A 15550-nucleotide genomic window follows, 5' to 3' on the forward strand; every position below is an offset into this window, starting at 1 on the left:
AGACTTATTCCGTTATATCCGGTGGGCGGTCGTTTGATCTAAACATCGGATAGAAGGAGATACACTATGATCAGTAAGAAATTGGAAGACGCTTTGAACGACCAAATCAACAAAGAGTTCTATTCGGCGTATTTATACCTTGGGATGGCAGTGCATTTTGAAGCGGAAGGTCTTAAAGGCTTTGCCAAGTGGATGAGGGTTCAGGCAGGCGAAGAGCAAGGCCATGCGATGAAGATATACGACTATCTCTTTTCGGTCGATGCAAAGCCCGTGTTAAAGGCGATTAAGGAAGTGCCGGTGCATTATGCCAAGCCTCCGGTAGAAGTTATTCAGGAAGTGCTCAAGCACGAACAGTTTGTAACCGCTTCCATTAACAGTCTGTACGAACTCGCCCTTGCGGAGAAAGACTACAAAACGCAAACTTTCCTGCAGTGGTTTATCAACGAGCAGGTGGAAGAAGAAGAAAACGACCGGGATATCCTCGATACCTTTAAATATATCGACGGGAATGCCGGTTTGCTTATTCTGGATAGAGAGCTCGGCAAACGGGAATAAGTCCGTCCAGGATGTAGACGGTCGTTATGTTTAAAAGTTAGAGAGTAGTGTTGTTGGATACCTCATATACAATCGTGTTGGAAGATCAAACCGTATTGTCTTCCTTATGCGGCGCAAATGATGAGAATTTACAGGTTTTTGAAACCTATTTAGGTGTTCCCGTTATCTGTCGGGGAAATGAAGTAACGGTGTTAACTTCCGACCAAGCGGTTTGCAATAGGTTTCAAAAACTCATCGACACTCTTTTGAAAAGCCCAGAAATTACCTCGGAAAGTTCTGCCGAGTTTATCGCCTCCTGCGTTGCTAATAGTGTGCCGCAGGGGGGGGCTTTTTGTCCGCAGTGTATTCATATTCCGCGTGGTATAAAATCCGTTTATCCTAAAAATAGAAAACAGGCAGCGTTGATCGATTCGATCTATACTAATGATATAACGTTCGGACTCGGCCCCGCCGGTACGGGAAAAACCTATATTGCAGTTGCGCTTGCATTAAAACTGTTGCTGTCGCACAAGATGCGCAAGCTTATTTTAACCCGCCCTGTCGTAGAAGCCGGCGAAAGCCTCGGGTTTTTACCCGGCGACCTTGTTCAGAAAATAAACCCGTATTTGCGTCCGCTCTTCGATATTATGGAAACACTGTTGCCTGCCGATGTGCTGCGTAGCATGGAAGAGTCCAATACCATCGAGGTGGCGCCGCTTGCCTATATGCGCGGGCGGACACTGCACAATGCCGTTGTCATTTTGGACGAAGCACAGAATACCACGAAAGAACAAATGAAGATGTTTTTGACGCGGATGGGCGAGGGTTCAAAGCTGATTATTACCGGCGATCCATCCCAATCGGATATCCGCGGAAGATCGGAGTCGGGGCTTGTTCACGCCGTTTCTTTAATCCGCACCATTGACGGAATTGGAATCGTTGAATTTTCTGCGGATGACGTAGTCCGTCATTCGCTGGTACAAAAGATAATTAATGCGTATGAAAAACAATAACACCGTATTTTTAAGGGATAATCCAACTCTTGCGGACTATAGCGGAGTCATCGAATGAAAGACGAAAACAATTCCGGATATATTAAAGCAGTAGTATTGCCGTCTATCACGGGTTTTTTCTGCAAAATTAAAGACGGTTTTCGAACGGAAAAAGTTTTTTCCATTCTGTTTATTGTAAGTTTTTTTGTTGTTATTGCAGCGATGCTGTTTACGACGCTTGACCGCGGCGGGCTTGCCTACCTAAACCTTGATGAATTTGCCGTAGGAAGAGTGGCTGAACGCGATGTTATTGCAGGCAGGGATATTTCCTACACGGATCAGTCTGCGACGGAGATAAGAAAAGCTGCCCGATTACAGACAGTTACACCTATTTTTAGGCAGGATGCCGAGCTGGTATCCGAAACGCTCAAAAAATATGATGAGTTTGTTTCCTTTATGCTTGCCTTACACAATGATACCGAAGCGATCTTTGAAGCGCGGATACAGGAAGAATATCCGGGCTTTTTTGACGCGCAGGTTTTGAAAGATTTACAAAAGGTAAAGCAATTTGAAGGGATCTTATCCGCCGCGCAAGCTGTCGTCAAACAAGTGATGGCAGTCGGTATTGCCGAATTTCCCGAAAAAGGACTCGAAGGGTTTAATCAAACGGAAATGACGCTATTGGTACAGCGCGGAAATAACCGCGAGTACATCAACATTCAGACAAGTTCTGTTATTAAAAAAGAGAATCTCGATGCATATATCAAAAATGCAATACGCTCCTTGAGTGCACGATTTGATGCTAACATCATAACAGCGCTCATTAAGCCGTTTTTGCAGCCGACCATCATTTACGATGAAAAAGAAACCAACCTGCGGGTACAGGAAGCGCTCAAACAGGTTCAGCCGGTGATTGTAACCATCCAGAAAAGTCAAAAGATTATTAAACGGGGATTTATTATTACCACGGAAAACTACCGGCAGCTGCAGGCCTATGCAGATGCGGGAAATTATATTGATATCAATAAATTTTTAGGGCTTTCGGCCTTTATTCTGTGCCTCTATATCATCGGTAGCTTTATGTTTTCGGCACAAGCAATAGGGGATCGGTTAAAAGAAAGCCGAAAAATCTTTTTATTGCTGATTTCGCTTGCCGTGTATCTTATCGTCCTCTTTACGGCAAAGGCGCTATCCCTTGTACAGGCACTTGATATTATTCCATTTATTCCCGCAGCACTGACCGCTATGCTGGTAGCGACGCTTGTTTCCTCACAGATTGCGATACGGATAGTGTTTTTGATCATGCTGATTGTGCTGACGGCAACCGGTTTTAAACTTGAACCGGCGCTCTTTGCGCTGTTCTCCGGCTTGTCGGCTGTCTCATTGATGAATTTAACCGGACGGCGGATGGATTTAATTAAAACAGCCTGCCAACTTGCGGTCATTCACCCGATTATTACCTTTGTACTGTGCGCGGTATTTCCGGACTCATACAGTGACTTTGTCTTTGTGCTGCTCGGCTCGGTCATAAACGGCTTTATCAGCGGCATCTTTGTACTCGGCTTCCTGCCTATTTTGGAAGACCGGCTGAATACGCCGACCTGCTTCCGCTTGATGGAACTTTCCGACCTTAACTCTCCGACGATGAAGCAGATGCTGTTGACGGCTTCCGGTACCTATAACCACACGATGATGGTGGCAACATTGGCGGAAGCAGCCTGCCGCGAAATCGGGGCAGACGCGCTGTTGGCGCGGGTCGGCGCGTATTACCACGACATCGGCAAGATGGCAAACAGCGAATACTTTGTCGAAAACCAGACATCATATAATAAGCACTTGGATTTAAATCCGCGGCTGTCGGCGGCTATCATCCGCAGTCATGTAAAAATCGGGGTGGAAAAAGCGGAAAGTATGAGGCTGCCCCGGGAAGTTATCGACATTATCGGGCAGCACCACGGTAATTCTTTGGTGCAGTATTTTTATGCTAAGGCAAAAGAGCTCGACCCCAATGTCAGCCCCAAGGATTTTTCGTATCCGGGGCAGCCGCCGCGTACCAAAGAGGCCGCCGTAGTGATGCTTGCCGACGTGAGCGAAGCCGCTTGCCGGACGTTAGACCATCCGTCGGTGCCTCGGCTCGAAAAGTTTATTGCGAAACTCGTTAAAGGTAAAATGGAATCGGGGCAGCTTGATAACTGCGATTTAACACTGCGGGAATTGCGCATTATTCAAGAATCTTTTGTAACGACGCTTGCAGGGTATTACCATTCCCGTATTAAGTATCCGAATCAAAAAGATCCTGATGAAAAAGAAGGTGCCGGCGGCAAAATTCCCGATGAAAAGGCAGCACCGCAGGATAGTGCGGCTGACAAGACTGCCGATGACAAATCGATACAACAGGGAACTCCGGCGGTAAAAGAAATTTCGCCGGGAGTAAAAAATTACCTGCAGATAGACCTCGGATTAGCAGCATCTGAAAACACAGTCGATACACCGGCAGCAGAACCACTGGCAACAACGCAGTCATCAACCGTGACATCGGAACAAACTACGGGAGTAAAGCAGGGGCTGCCGGATGGGAAGAACAACAAGGAAGAATAACATGAATACTATTGCGATTACGTGGCAGGATATCCCCGAACCGAAATGGGGTGCGCAGATTTTGCCTTTTTTAGAGGCGGTACTTACACAGCTTGAACACACGAATTGGGATTTATCCGTTGTATTTTGCCGAGATACGTTTATCCATGAGCTGAATAAAACCTACCGGCATATCGACTCGCCGACTGACGTACTTTCTTTTGAGCAGGGCGACGAATACGATGATGAAGACGGGAGTTTGCGTTTTAATGCAGGAGATATTGTAATTAGCCTCGATAGTTTGCGCTCAAATGCCGAAACTTTTAATGTAACGATGAATGAAGAATTAAAACGGTTGCTGATACACGGTATTTTGCATCTGAGCGGTATGGATCACAGTGATAACGATCCGCAGCAGGAAATGCTGCAATTACAGGAAAAAATACTCAAGGAATATAGTAATACGGTAATCTATCAGGAATAAGTATGGGGATATTTGATAAACTGAAAAAAAAGCGGGCGGTATCCGAGATTTTGCAGGATTCGCTCAATGAAGAAAAAGAAGATATGATACGCGGTGTGGTAGACCTTTCCGACACCGCAGTAAAAGAAGTGATGATACCGCGCATCGATGTCGATTTTATTCCGTTGGATATGGAAACGGAGGAATTGCTCAAGCGGGTTGCGGAAAGCGGGCATTCACGGTTTCCCGTCTATAACGAATCCATCGATAATGTGGTAGGCATCCTGTATGTGAAGGATTTAATCAATTCATTCGCAAAAAAAGAACCGATCGATTTGGAAAAAATTATCAGAAAGCCGTTTTTTGTACCCGAATCCAAGCGTATCGACGGCCTATTACGGGAATTTAAACGCCGACACGTGCATATTGCAATTGCAGTTGATGAATACGGCGGTATTTCGGGTATTGTCTGTATGGAAGATATTATCGAAGAGATTGTCGGTGATATTCAGGATGAATTCGATAATGAAGGTGAAGATATTTCTTCTATCGGCGAGGGGCTCTGGCTCTGTGATGCCCGTGTCGATATGGACGATTTAGCGGAATGTCTACATACGGAACTGCCGTCCGATGAATTTGAGACGCTCGGCGGTTTTGTTTTTGACTTATTTGGAAAAATTCCCGTGCGTTACGAAAAAGTACGGTGGAAGAACTTTGATTTTATCGTTCAGGATATGGACGGGCATAAAATCAATACCGTGAAAATTGCTGCGGTCAAAGATGAGGATCAATAAAGGAAGATTTATGCGTAAAAATAGTCTGTTTAGTGTATTTCTGCTCTGCGTTGCGCTGCCTCTTTTGGCTTCTCCTATTCAACTCTTTGAGAAAGGAAAGGAGCTGCAATACCATGAAAACTGGTACGGCGCTATAGAACTCTATCAACAGGCGTTAAAAGAAAATCCCGCTTATAATGCCGTGTATCGAGGCTTGGCCGAATGTTTTTACGCACTGGGCGAATATGATCAGGCTATTGTCTACGCGGAAAAGGCACGCCGCTACTCTCCGCAGGATGTCGATATCGAAAACCTCTATGCATTTATTCTGATCGGTATCGGGCGTATCGAAGACGCGCAAAAGATTTTTTCGAGTATTCTGAACCGTTACCCGAACAACCTTGACGCACGCTTCGGCATGGCTGAAATCGAGGTAACGGGCGGCCGTTTAACCAATGCTTCGGAACTGTACACCGCCGCGCTCCGCCGCCAAAGCGAAAACCGCAAAGCGCTTCTGTCGCTTGCGCTGCTCAGCCACGAAACGGGTAATAACAAAGCGGCTGAGAGTTACATCAGCCGCGCCCTGCAATACCACGGGGATAACGCGCAAGTGCATTACTTTGCCGGTTACCTTTCCGCCCTTGCAGGAAACCTGAACGAAGCGGAAGGACGTATCCGTGCGGCGCTGACCATCGACGAAGACTATGATAAGGCGCGGGCGCTGCTCTGCTCGCTTTTATACAGCTCCGGCCGTTACCGCGAGGCGATGTCCGTAGCCGATTTGCGCATTGCGGGCGACCGTAAGCGTGCCGATGCCTGGTATGTAAAAGCGCTCTGTTTAATGAAGCTGACGCAAAAAAAGCAAGCATTTGAAGCCGCGCAAATCGGGCTTTCCGTCGATACCGAAAACGAACTGATGCGTACCCTGCTTGAGGATATCGCCGTTCAAACCTTTGAGTTTGAAGATACGCAGCGGAAGGAGCTCGCCGGCGCACACCGCATAAAGGGCGATGCCTTTTTAAACCGCAACATGACCGACCAAGCCTTATATGAATATCGGCGCGCCCTCAAGGTGTATCCGTATGACACGGAAAGCCGGCAAGCGTATGCCAATATCCTGATGCGGCAAGGCTTTTACGAACGTGCCATACAGCAGCTTGAATTTATTCAGTCCATCGAAAAAAGTACCGCCCGAATCAATGACACGGTAGAGGCTTACAGCAAGATGCTCGACCACTCGGTGCGGAACCGCTGGAAGATCGATCCGCTGTATTTGAATAAGGCGCACCTTTCTATCGGGCTTTTTTATCAGGTAAATGCAGCCAATGTGTTTCACCCCGAAGCGGAAAAACTCACCGCAGCGCTGATAAATGATATTCTTTCTTACAACCGCCGTTTTGCGGTTTCCGCCCATCTGGATAGTCCGAGCTCGTATATGGAAGCGTTCAGACAGGCGCGCACTGCCGGAAACGATTATTTCGGTATCATCAATTTGCAGGAAAACGAGCGGGATATACAGATTACGCTCGACCTCTATGTCGGACGTACCGGTTCAAAAGCAGAAACCTTAACGGTGTACCGGTCGGGTAATGATCGGTTCGGTAACGCAGTCCGTCGTATCATCGGTCTATTTAATCAAGCAATGCCGGTTATCGGTAGTATTGCCGGACGCTCCCAAGCGGAAGCGGTTATCGATATCGGTTCGGGCGACTGCGATTTTACCGATTATACTATCGAAATCGTCAAAAAGGGAACGCTCACGATTGCGAATGAAGGCATCGGACTCTTGTACAATGAAAAAGATGTACTCGGTACATTCACGATAGGGCGTATTTCGGAAGATCTTACTGAAGGAACACTTACGCGGAAGGGGTACTACGATAGAATGACGAAAGGCGATATGGCGGTGCTTATTTACACCGATCCGGCAAAGACCGGCGGGAAAGCCGAAAAAACCGTCGATGGTACCGACCCGCGCGGACAGCAGATGTCGCAGCTGTTGTCGCTTTTACGGAGCATCCGCTAACCTTTTGAAAATATACGGCGCATCTGCGTTGTCGCTTAACAAAAAACAGTCCTCGACGTACAACAAGTACGCCTGCGGTACTTTTTTACCGTATTCCTTGTATCTGTATCGTCTATTTCAAAAGGCGCTGGCGAGGCATTTTTACTAAACCGCTACTGAAAATCCTCGACGTACAACAAGTACGCCTGCGGGTGTTTTTTGTACGCTCCTAGCATCTACACCGCCTATTTCAAAAGGCGCTGGCGAGGCGTTTTTACTCAACCGCTATTGAAAATCCTCAATGTATTTTTCTTATTTTCCTTGCCAAAATGATTACTCGTGCGCTATATATCGGGTATGACTATACGTTCAAATGTACGGGAAAAACCGGATATACGGGAGCGCCTTTTGGCGCATGGAGCGGAACAGCTGAGTGATGTTGATTTGCTTGCAGTTCTTTTACACACCGGTATTGTGAATAAGCCGGTAACAAAACTTGCCGAAGAGATTATCCGGCATATCGATACACGTAAAACGGAAAGTATCGAAGCGGCGTTAAAGACTATTAACGGGATAGGAGCTGCGAAGTTATCGACGATACTTGCAGCGTTTGAGCTTGGCAGGAGATATTACGGTGTCGGAGGTGAGAAAGTCCGGCATCCGAGTGATATTGTTCCATTCTTACGGCATTATTCGGTGCGTAAGCAAGAGCAGTTTATCTGTGTATCGCTGAACGGGGCGCACGAAATTTTGGCAATCCGTGTGGTTTCGGTTGGGACGCTGACTCATACGCTCGTGCATCCTCGTGAGGTATTCGCTGATTCGCTTGCAGACAGAGCTGCCGCAGTTATTCTCGCTCACAACCATCCGTCAGGTGCTTTAACGCCCTCTGCTGAGGATTTAAACTTGACAAAGCGACTCTGTGAGGCCGGACGGCTCTTAGGAATTGAGGTGTTGGATCACATCATTCTGTCGCCGAACGGCGAGTACATGAGCTTTATCGAGGCTGGTTTCCCTCTTATTTAGGGTTATGTTTGGCCCTTACCGGCGCAAAAAGTTGCGGAAGGCGTAAGCAGGATAACGTTTTGTGTTACCGGAATAAAACCAGCCTTTTATTGCTTCAAACGCGCCAGGGTATAAGTAGGGCATAGAAGCTTCTGATATTTTCTGCTTTAAAAACAGATCGAGCCATCCGAGTATTAACAGTCTGTAGCGCATATAAAGTTCGATATCGAACCAACCTGAAAGCATATTGCCTTTGCTATCGAGTCCGCTGCTATGAACACCGTTCTTAACGGCAAAAAAAGCCGTGGGCGCAGATGTATTGCAGTGTTCGTAAAATTTAAAGGTTTTTTCGGGATATGCAACATTATCCTTGTTGCCGGTAATAATAAGAACGGGAATGTGCAGAGCTGTTAGATCGGTACCGAGAACCTCATTTTTGCCTCCGACTCGTTCTACCAAAGAAGATGCTCCGTTATACGGATTCAATGCAATCACGGCACCGATATCGGGGATTGATTTTGAAAAGTGCAGCGCCGCTGTTCCTCCCATAGAGTGACCGATTATTGCTATTTTTTGCATATCCATCCGCTTAAATAAACGGCTTTCGGTATTTTCGTTTGCCGTTTTTAAAAGTGTATATGCCGATTCAAATGCAGCGATAAACTCTTCGGGGTAACTTTTCTCTTTTGCCGACAGAATCGCTGCGACATATCCTTGAGAAGCAAGATAACGGGCAAGGCTTGCATTCGGCTTTTTTGAAACATGCCAGCCATGGCTGATAATAACGAGCGGGTAGGTTCCCTCAAGTACCGGATAAAAAACCGTGAGCGGAGTATCTAAAACACCTTCATCGGTTAATTCAGGCGCTGAAAAAGCATGATTGAGTTCATAGTTATAGATGCGGTTATATTTTTTGAAGGACTCAGGGTTTAATACGGCAACTTCATATTCGAGCTGTGCGTCACCGGTTTGTGCATACAGCACTGCTCTTCCGTTCACCGGAAGCAGTAAGACAAAAAAGAAAAATATACGCGGTAAAAAAAATATTGTTTTATATGTTTTCATAACATCTGAAGAGCCAGCAGCTTATCGTACGGGCGTATTTCGATAGCCGATTGCGGAATTGCTAAAGCATCAAGCAGCGTGTCGAAAATAATCTGTGCATTACGTATATGCCGTTCGTAAGCGGCAGTATCGGAACCTTCATCGGGGTAGAGAACCTCGATTTCTAAAAAATACCCGATCGGATGTATGAAGGATAGCTCCGCCGACACCGATCGAGTATCTTCAAGTATGTCTGCGGAAAACAAGTTTGAGTGTGGAACAAAAACTTTTGTCTCCTTTTGTTTCTTTGTGGTACAGGTCATACCGAGGCTTTCGAGCATTTCGGTAAATACCGGTACGGACACAGCTGCAAGCTCAAATTCGAGTTCGCGGTTGGTTTCTATCGTATCGGTATAGTGTTTCTGCTTATGCGTTACGAAAACCGTTTCTTTGTCCCTAATCAGTTCCCGCCGTACCCGTACCGTTTTTTCTCCGAGTGTCCAGTACCGGTCGGTCTTGGTGCAGCGGAGTGAAAAATCTGCGATACGGGATAACAGCGCCTCGGTTTTTTCAGGATGCTCAAGATGCGCTTTTAATTCGATTTCGTGCATACGCTCATCTGTGCCAATATGGAAAGCGGGTTGACGTTACGCTTGAGTACCTGTTTTAACCGCACGAGCAAGTTCGGCGCCTCGTTCTTCAAGCAGCCGAATATCTGCGTCGAGCAGCTTGCCCTGCCATTCATATTGCTCCAGCTGATTCCATTTCAGAGCGGCTATTTTTTGCTCGTATTCTTTCTTTGCGCCGCCCGACCATCCCCAGTTTCCGATACGCAGTACCGTTTTATCGGTAATATGCTTGCGTTCAAATAAATCCAATACATACGCCATCGGCGGGAACATCTTGTATTCATAGGTAGGCATCGCAAGCACCAAGCCTGCCGCCTTGTACGCATTACCGAGTATGTAGGATACGTCCGTGTCGGGTATGTCGTGGATGGTGTAGGGGACTTGTTCGGCTTCAATTCCTTTGATGACGGCATCGAGCCCTTGTTTGGTATATCCATACATGGAACCCCAAATAATACAGATTTCTTTTTCGCATTCGCCACCGGTGTTGTAACCTGCAAACCGTTTGTAAAGGGAAAAAATACGATCGGGATGGGAACGCCAAATAAGACCGTGACTCGGCGCAATACATTTGATATCCAGCGCTGCAAGTTTGTCCAACGCCTTTAAGACGAATGTACTGAAACTTGCGACGATATTCGAATAATAGCGCAGCGCTTCGGATTCGTAAAACTTCAGTTCTTCCTCCGAATGCTGATCGTCAAAGATCTTTTCGCCGATAGCGCCGTACGAGCCGAATGCATCGCAGGAAAAGAGGATTTTAGCGACAGGCTCATAGGTCATCATTGTTTCAGGCCAGTGCACATTCGGTGTTTCGTAGAATTGGAGAACTTTTCCGCCGCCAAGGTCAAGACTATCTCCCGTTTTAACCGCACGGAGGTTTCCCTGTACCTTAAAAAACTTTTCGACTATCGCCAGCCCCTTTGACGTACTGATAACTTCCGCCTGCGGATTACAGGAATGGACATATTCAATCAGATCGCAATGGTCGGGTTCCAGGTGATTCAGAATAAGGTAATCGATGTCCTTGAACGAAAGCCCGATGGATTCCAGTTGTTCCGTATAGCTTTTTAACGAGCCGTCCCAATCACGAACAATGTCGATCAATGCGGTCTTTTCGCCTTTTACAATATATGAATTGATACTTACTCCTTGAGGAAGCATCCATAACCCTTCAAAACGGCTCGTGCGTGCACAAATATCCGCATGGATACAATATATGCCTGCACTTATTTCTTGCGCTTTCATAGTGTCCTCCATAACGTCTAAGGAAAAACTCTCATTTGAATTGAGGCTCGGTGAGCGTTAGGTGATATCGGCGCCTACAGGTACCGGTGCTTCAGGTTTGAGCAGAACGCAGACCGAAGAATCCGTAGTTTCCGCGCAGAGCAGCATACCTTCGGAAATATGCCCGCGCATTTTAGCAGGCTTGAGGTTTGCAAGCACGATAATCTCTTTGCCGACCAATTCTTCGGCAGTGTAGTAGTCTACTAAGCTCGAAACGATTTGGCGCGGCTTTTCTTCGCCAATGTCTACCTGTAAAATGTAGAGTTTTTCCGCATTTTCAGCTTTTACACATTCCAAAACCTTGCCGGCTTTCATCTGAAGCTTTGCAAAATCATCATAGGTAATTATTTCAGTTGTTTTCTCACTCATGCTGTCCAGTATATGAGAAAGAGCTGAAAATTGCAAGCCGAGGAGAGAGTAATTGCATCGGACTTTTTTTTCATTTTTTTTAATATTTGTGCTTGACTTTAGGGGATAATATAGAAGAGAAGTTATGCGCAATGTGTAACTTACGTTCGCCGTATGGCGAACGTATTTTCAGAAACGTAATGTAATATTGCATTATGTAAAGGAACGAAAGATGAAAAAACTTTCATTACTTGTAGCACTCACCGTGCTTATCGGGAGCGCCCTGTTTGTTACCAGCTGCGGTGCAAAGTTCCAGACTGATACTGTTTGGCAAAATAAAGCCGCAACCAATATGTATTTTTGTTTTTGTGCCGACGGAAAAGTAATTGTTGCTACAGAAACTGCTTTGGGATTATATCAAGTTCCCGGTTTTCAGGGAGATTACACTGCAACGGGTGGAAAAATTAAAGCCGCGTTTACGGGCAATATGGAGTGGGACTATAAAATCAGCGGCAGTACAATGACAATATCAAAAGCTGGTGTAACTGCGTATGAATTAACGAAGGTTAGTAAGCCTACCGTAGCAGAGATGAAGGCTGCTAAGAGTCTGTAATCACCCTTTCTTAGAAAAATACGCTTAGCGATCTTACGGCTGCTTACCGTTCAGGCAGGCGGCCGTTTTTTCCCGCATCCTGCAAGTACTATAACAAATAAAACTAGAAAGAAAAGAATCTTTTTCATATTATCTCCAGCTGCGAATACAGCGTTTTACCCGCGGGATTCTTAGGGATAGCCTCAATAAAAAAGACATGGAAGACCTTTGCAGGGAGCCGTGTCGTTTGGGCGAGGTATTCCGATACTGCACGATGCTGTTCTTCGGTTTTAAGCGTTGTATATACGCAGAGAAGGTCGTCTTGTCCGATACAAGCGAATTCGGCATCGGCAAAGGCGGCAGACAGCAGCCGTTCGGTATCGTCTAAATTAACCCGATTACCGAATACCTTGATGAACCGCTTTTTCCTCCCGACGATAAAAAAATACCCGTCTGAATCCCGTTTTGCCATATCACCGGTATGCAGCGTTCCCTGCCATTCGTCGCCTTTCGCTAAATCGGCAGCGCATTCCGCATAGCCCATCGAAACATTCGGCCCGCGGTACACCAATTCGCCGACAGTATCGGACGCAGTGATTTCCGCACCGGTTTCGTCGATCAACTTTAGTTTACCGCCGGGGATTGCAATACCCATACTACCGCATTTTTCCATTGTCTTATCAGGCGGCAGATATGCCATGCGCGGTGCGGCTTCGGTTTGTCCATACATCACAAAAAAGCGCCGTCCGGTGTTCAGGCTCCATTCACCGAATTTTTGATGCAGCTCATACGGGAGTTTACCTCCCGCCTGCGTCAGTGTTTTGAGCGCCGGCAGCTCCATTTCGGTCAGCCGTAGACGGGAGAACATTTGATAGGTATAGGGGATTCCCACAAGCGAACTGACGTTCTCTTGCTTAACCCGTTCCCAGAACGCAGCGGTTAAGATATCATGCCCGGTCAATATGACGGTTGCACCCATAAGAACATGGCTGTTAATAATGGACATTCCGTATGAACAGCTCATCGGCAACATGGTTACCGGGCGTTCTTTGTCGGTAATGTGCAGGTATTCTGCAATTGACCACGCGTTTTCACAGATATTACGGTATGTCAGACGTACGAGCTTGGGGCTGCCGGTACTGCCCGATGTGGTGAGGAGCAGCGCTAAATCTTGAAAAAGCTCCGGCCCTTTTTTGTCCGAACGGAGCAGCACACTGTCTGCTATCGTTGTAACGGGCTTATTCATCGGAAGTATTTTTTTTGTCTCTTCCGGTAAGTCTTGCGGGATATAATAAAAGGCGGGATGGTAGGTTTGAATTAAATGGTGCAAAAGATCCGGTGCAATATGTGCGTCCAGCAAGAGCGGTACGACGCCTGCTTTTAAGCAACCAAGGTAGCCGAGCAGCGTTCCGTGCGAATTTCTACAGAGCAGGAATACCAGTTGATGGGCTGCTTCTTTCGGGAGCGCTGCTGCAGCTGTATTGATTTCGCTGTAATGTAATGTTTCGCCGCTATCGGTTATCGCCAATACCCGATGCGGATCTTCTTCGGCATATCTCAATAGTTCCATATTTCACCTCATTACCCATAGGATAACTGTATTGGAGTACCTTGCCGGTAAACTGTTACATCGTTTTGCTGAGTGTTTCGGAAATACTGAACGCGCAGTCTCCGACCTTTTCAATTGTCCGTACCATATCGATATACAAAAGCTCTGCCTTAACATTACCGCCTTCTTCCAGACGGTTCCGTGCGAGCTTTTTCAGATTACTGCGCATTGCATCGATTGTTTGTTCCATTTCATCGGCAAGCGCGAGTTGATCCTGTGCCAGCGGTTTATTTAAGTGATCGTGTACAAAGTGAATAAATTGATTGACGACGCCGAGATAGGGCAAGAGCTTATCCATATCCTCTTTCGGAATATCGAGCTTCTTCTTCTTGCTTTTTTCGATATGCAGACCCAATTCATAGATATGATCGGTCATGTTTTCGAGGTTATCGACAATAGTCAGCATCAGCCGTACGTTATGTTCCGCTTTAGTGCTGAGGGATAGACGGGATGTTGCAATCAAGAAACGGGATAATTCTTCCTGCATTTGGTCTGCATAGTCCTCTTGCTGTACGAGCTGTTCAATAACGGCTTCAACAGAGCCTTTGTGTTCATCCTCCAACAGGGGGCGGATTGTGTCGAACATCCTGCGCACAACCATAGACATCATGCTGATTTCCCGCTCAGCTTGCAGAATGTACGCTTCAATATTTTCTTTAATTGCCGTTTCGTTCGGCATAACCAGCTGATACCGTTCCGGCGATTCGTCTCCTTTGTCTTTTACAAGCCATTCTACGAATCGTGCAATGTACGAAACAAACGGAAGTGCAATCAACGTATTGATGATATTGAATAACGAGTGGAAGAGTGCAAGACGAATAGTGATGTCTGCAAGTTTTCCGCCGTCGGGGGTTAATCGGTATAGTAATACAAGTGAGGGCTTAAAAAAGATTAAGAATAACAGTGCCCCGCAGACATTAAAAAGGACGTGTACCGTAGCGGTTCTGCGTGCGTTGAGTTTGCTGCCGATTGCCGCGATAACCGCATCGATTGTGGAACCGACGTTACTGCCGAGTACGCTTGCCGCAGCAAATTCCATACCGATTACTTTGCCGTATGCCATGGTCAAAATAATAGCAGTAGTTGCCGACGAAGAGTGCAAAATGACCGTTAAAAGAAAGCCTGCAACAAAACCGACTATAATGCTGTAGATACTGCCATCCGCTGCAAATGATAAGAACGAAAGGTTGTCGGCGGAAAGATCCGGCATAAGCGAAGAGAGGATTCCGAGTCCTGTGAAAAGGAGTCCGAAGCCCATAATACCTTCGCCCAAACTTTCCTTACGGAACTTTTTGAAGAAGGTAAGAAAAAAGCCGATGCCGAATGCCGGTATCGCAATTTCGGCAAGTTTAAGTTGAAAGCCGATCAGTGCAACAATCCATGCGGTAACCGTAGTACCGATATTAGCGCCGAAGATGACGCCGATTGCTTGTGTTAGTGAAAGGAGTCCTGCATTGACAAAGGAAACGGTCATAACCGTGGTTGCGCCTGATGATTGGACAATAGCGGTAACTGCAAAACCGGTGATTACAGCAAGAACTCGATTACCGGTCATCATGTTGAGGATTCGGTGAAGACTCCCTCCCGCACTTTTTTGAATACCTTCGCTCATCAATTTCATGCCGTACAGAATGAATCCGAGGCTCCCCAATGCTTGCAGCAATATTACAACTATTTTCATGCCGACAGCAT

General features: G+C 46.4%; 14 protein-coding genes. 8 read left to right on the plus strand and 6 right to left on the minus strand.

Annotated features, from left to right (window positions below; translation table 11 throughout):
- The first annotated feature begins 66 nt into the window (after positions 1 to 66).
- The 7 genes from E4N66_RS04960 (at position 67) to radC (ending at position 8370) form a co-directional block, all read left to right on the plus strand.
- On the plus strand, positions 67 to 555 hold the full coding sequence (locus E4N66_RS04960) for a ferritin (RefSeq protein ID WP_144389683.1): 489 nt from the start codon (positions 67 to 69) through the stop codon (positions 553 to 555).
- Between the two features lie 53 nt (positions 556 to 608).
- A complete protein-coding gene (locus tag E4N66_RS04965) occupies positions 609 to 1547 on the plus strand; it encodes a PhoH family protein (protein WP_044015852.1) in 939 nt (312 codons plus the stop codon).
- Between the two features lie 54 nt (positions 1548 to 1601).
- Positions 1602 to 4124 (plus strand): HD family phosphohydrolase, encoded by a 2523-nt coding sequence (locus E4N66_RS04970; protein WP_253729190.1) that lies wholly within the window; start codon positions 1602 to 1604, stop codon positions 4122 to 4124.
- Position 4125: 1 nt separating this feature from the next.
- Positions 4126 to 4587, plus strand: a complete 462-nt coding sequence (gene ybeY / locus E4N66_RS04975) for an rRNA maturation RNase YbeY (RefSeq protein WP_253729191.1) — start codon at positions 4126 to 4128, stop codon at positions 4585 to 4587.
- Between the two features lie 2 nt (positions 4588 to 4589).
- Positions 4590 to 5360: a hemolysin family protein gene (locus E4N66_RS04980; protein WP_253729192.1), complete on the plus strand. Its 771-nt coding sequence runs from the start codon at positions 4590 to 4592 to the stop codon at positions 5358 to 5360.
- A 10-nt stretch (positions 5361 to 5370) separates the two neighbouring features.
- On the plus strand, positions 5371 to 7365 hold the full coding sequence (locus E4N66_RS04985) for a tetratricopeptide repeat protein (RefSeq protein WP_044015861.1): 1995 nt from the start codon (positions 5371 to 5373) through the stop codon (positions 7363 to 7365).
- A gap of 336 nt (positions 7366 to 7701) precedes the next feature.
- Complete coding sequence (gene radC / locus E4N66_RS04990; RefSeq protein WP_253729193.1) at positions 7702 to 8370, plus strand: RadC family protein; 669 nt, start codon at positions 7702 to 7704, stop codon at positions 8368 to 8370.
- A 15-nt stretch (positions 8371 to 8385) separates the two neighbouring features.
- Here radC and E4N66_RS04995 read toward each other — a convergent pair whose 3' ends face one another.
- Genes E4N66_RS04995 through metG form a run of 4 tightly spaced genes read right to left on the minus strand, consistent with a single transcriptional unit; the run spans position 8386 to position 11678 of the window.
- The gene (locus E4N66_RS04995; RefSeq protein WP_253729194.1) at positions 8386 to 9414 is read right to left on the minus strand and encodes an alpha/beta hydrolase family protein; all 1029 of its coding nucleotides are present in this window, start codon (positions 9412 to 9414) and stop codon (positions 8386 to 8388) included.
- Positions 9411 to 10004 carry a CYTH domain-containing protein gene (locus E4N66_RS05000; RefSeq protein ID WP_253729195.1) on the minus strand — a complete coding sequence of 198 codons (594 nt, stop codon included), beginning with the start codon at positions 10002 to 10004 and terminating at the stop codon, positions 9411 to 9413. The genes E4N66_RS04995 and E4N66_RS05000 overlap by 4 nt, the downstream gene beginning before the upstream one ends.
- 36 nt (positions 10005 to 10040) lie before the next feature.
- Positions 10041 to 11270 carry an FprA family A-type flavoprotein gene (locus tag E4N66_RS05005; protein WP_253729196.1) on the minus strand — a complete coding sequence of 410 codons (1230 nt, stop codon included), beginning with the start codon at positions 11268 to 11270 and terminating at the stop codon, positions 10041 to 10043.
- A gap of 57 nt (positions 11271 to 11327) precedes the next feature.
- Positions 11328 to 11678, minus strand: a complete 351-nt coding sequence (gene metG, locus E4N66_RS05010) for a methionine--tRNA ligase subunit beta (protein WP_253729197.1) — start codon at positions 11676 to 11678, stop codon at positions 11328 to 11330.
- A gap of 211 nt (positions 11679 to 11889) precedes the next feature.
- Between metG and E4N66_RS05015 the strand changes: the two genes are divergently transcribed.
- Positions 11890 to 12270 carry a hypothetical protein gene (locus tag E4N66_RS05015; RefSeq protein ID WP_253729198.1) on the plus strand — a complete coding sequence of 127 codons (381 nt, stop codon included), beginning with the start codon at positions 11890 to 11892 and terminating at the stop codon, positions 12268 to 12270.
- Positions 12271 to 12394: 124 nt separating this feature from the next.
- Here E4N66_RS05015 and E4N66_RS05020 read toward each other — a convergent pair whose 3' ends face one another.
- Both E4N66_RS05020 and E4N66_RS05025 read right to left on the minus strand, forming a co-directional pair.
- Entirely contained in the window at positions 12395 to 13819 is a 1425-nt protein-coding gene (locus E4N66_RS05020; protein WP_253729199.1) for an AMP-binding protein, read from the minus strand.
- A 55-nt stretch (positions 13820 to 13874) separates the two neighbouring features.
- A complete protein-coding gene (locus tag E4N66_RS05025; RefSeq protein WP_253672542.1) occupies positions 13875 to 15539 on the minus strand; it encodes a Na/Pi cotransporter family protein in 1665 nt (554 codons plus the stop codon).
- Positions 15540 to 15550: the final 11 nt, after the last annotated feature.

This window comes from Treponema sp. OMZ 857, from assembly GCF_024181085.1.
Classification (GTDB): domain Bacteria; phylum Spirochaetota; class Spirochaetia; order Treponematales; family Treponemataceae; genus Treponema.

Bases quoted from the DNA above. Each gene is read 5' to 3' on its own strand.
- E4N66_RS05025 (WP_253672542.1), bottom strand. From the start codon at position 15,539: ATGAAAATAGTTGTAATATTGCTGCAAGCATTGGGGAGCCTCGGATTC.
- E4N66_RS04960 (WP_144389683.1), top strand. From the start codon at position 67: ATGATCAGTAAGAAATTGGAAGACGCTTTGAACGACCAAATCAACAAA.
- E4N66_RS04995 (WP_253729194.1), bottom strand. From the start codon at position 9,414: ATGAAAACATATAAAACAATATTTTTTTTACCGCGTATATTTTTCTTT.
- E4N66_RS05020 (WP_253729199.1), bottom strand. From the start codon at position 13,819: ATGGAACTATTGAGATATGCCGAAGAAGATCCGCATCGGGTATTGGCG.
- E4N66_RS04980 (WP_253729192.1), top strand. From the start codon at position 4,590: ATGGGGATATTTGATAAACTGAAAAAAAAGCGGGCGGTATCCGAGATT.
- metG (WP_253729197.1), bottom strand. From the start codon at position 11,678: ATGAGTGAGAAAACAACTGAAATAATTACCTATGATGATTTTGCAAAG.
- E4N66_RS05005 (WP_253729196.1), bottom strand. From the start codon at position 11,270: ATGAAAGCGCAAGAAATAAGTGCAGGCATATATTGTATCCATGCGGAT.
- E4N66_RS05000 (WP_253729195.1), bottom strand. From the start codon at position 10,004: ATGCACGAAATCGAATTAAAAGCGCATCTTGAGCATCCTGAAAAAACC.
- radC (WP_253729193.1), top strand. From the start codon at position 7,702: ATGACTATACGTTCAAATGTACGGGAAAAACCGGATATACGGGAGCGC.
- E4N66_RS05015 (WP_253729198.1), top strand. From the start codon at position 11,890: ATGAAAAAACTTTCATTACTTGTAGCACTCACCGTGCTTATCGGGAGC.
- ybeY (WP_253729191.1), top strand. From the start codon at position 4,126: ATGAATACTATTGCGATTACGTGGCAGGATATCCCCGAACCGAAATGG.
- E4N66_RS04970 (WP_253729190.1), top strand. From the start codon at position 1,602: ATGAAAGACGAAAACAATTCCGGATATATTAAAGCAGTAGTATTGCCG.
- E4N66_RS04985 (WP_044015861.1), top strand. From the start codon at position 5,371: ATGCGTAAAAATAGTCTGTTTAGTGTATTTCTGCTCTGCGTTGCGCTG.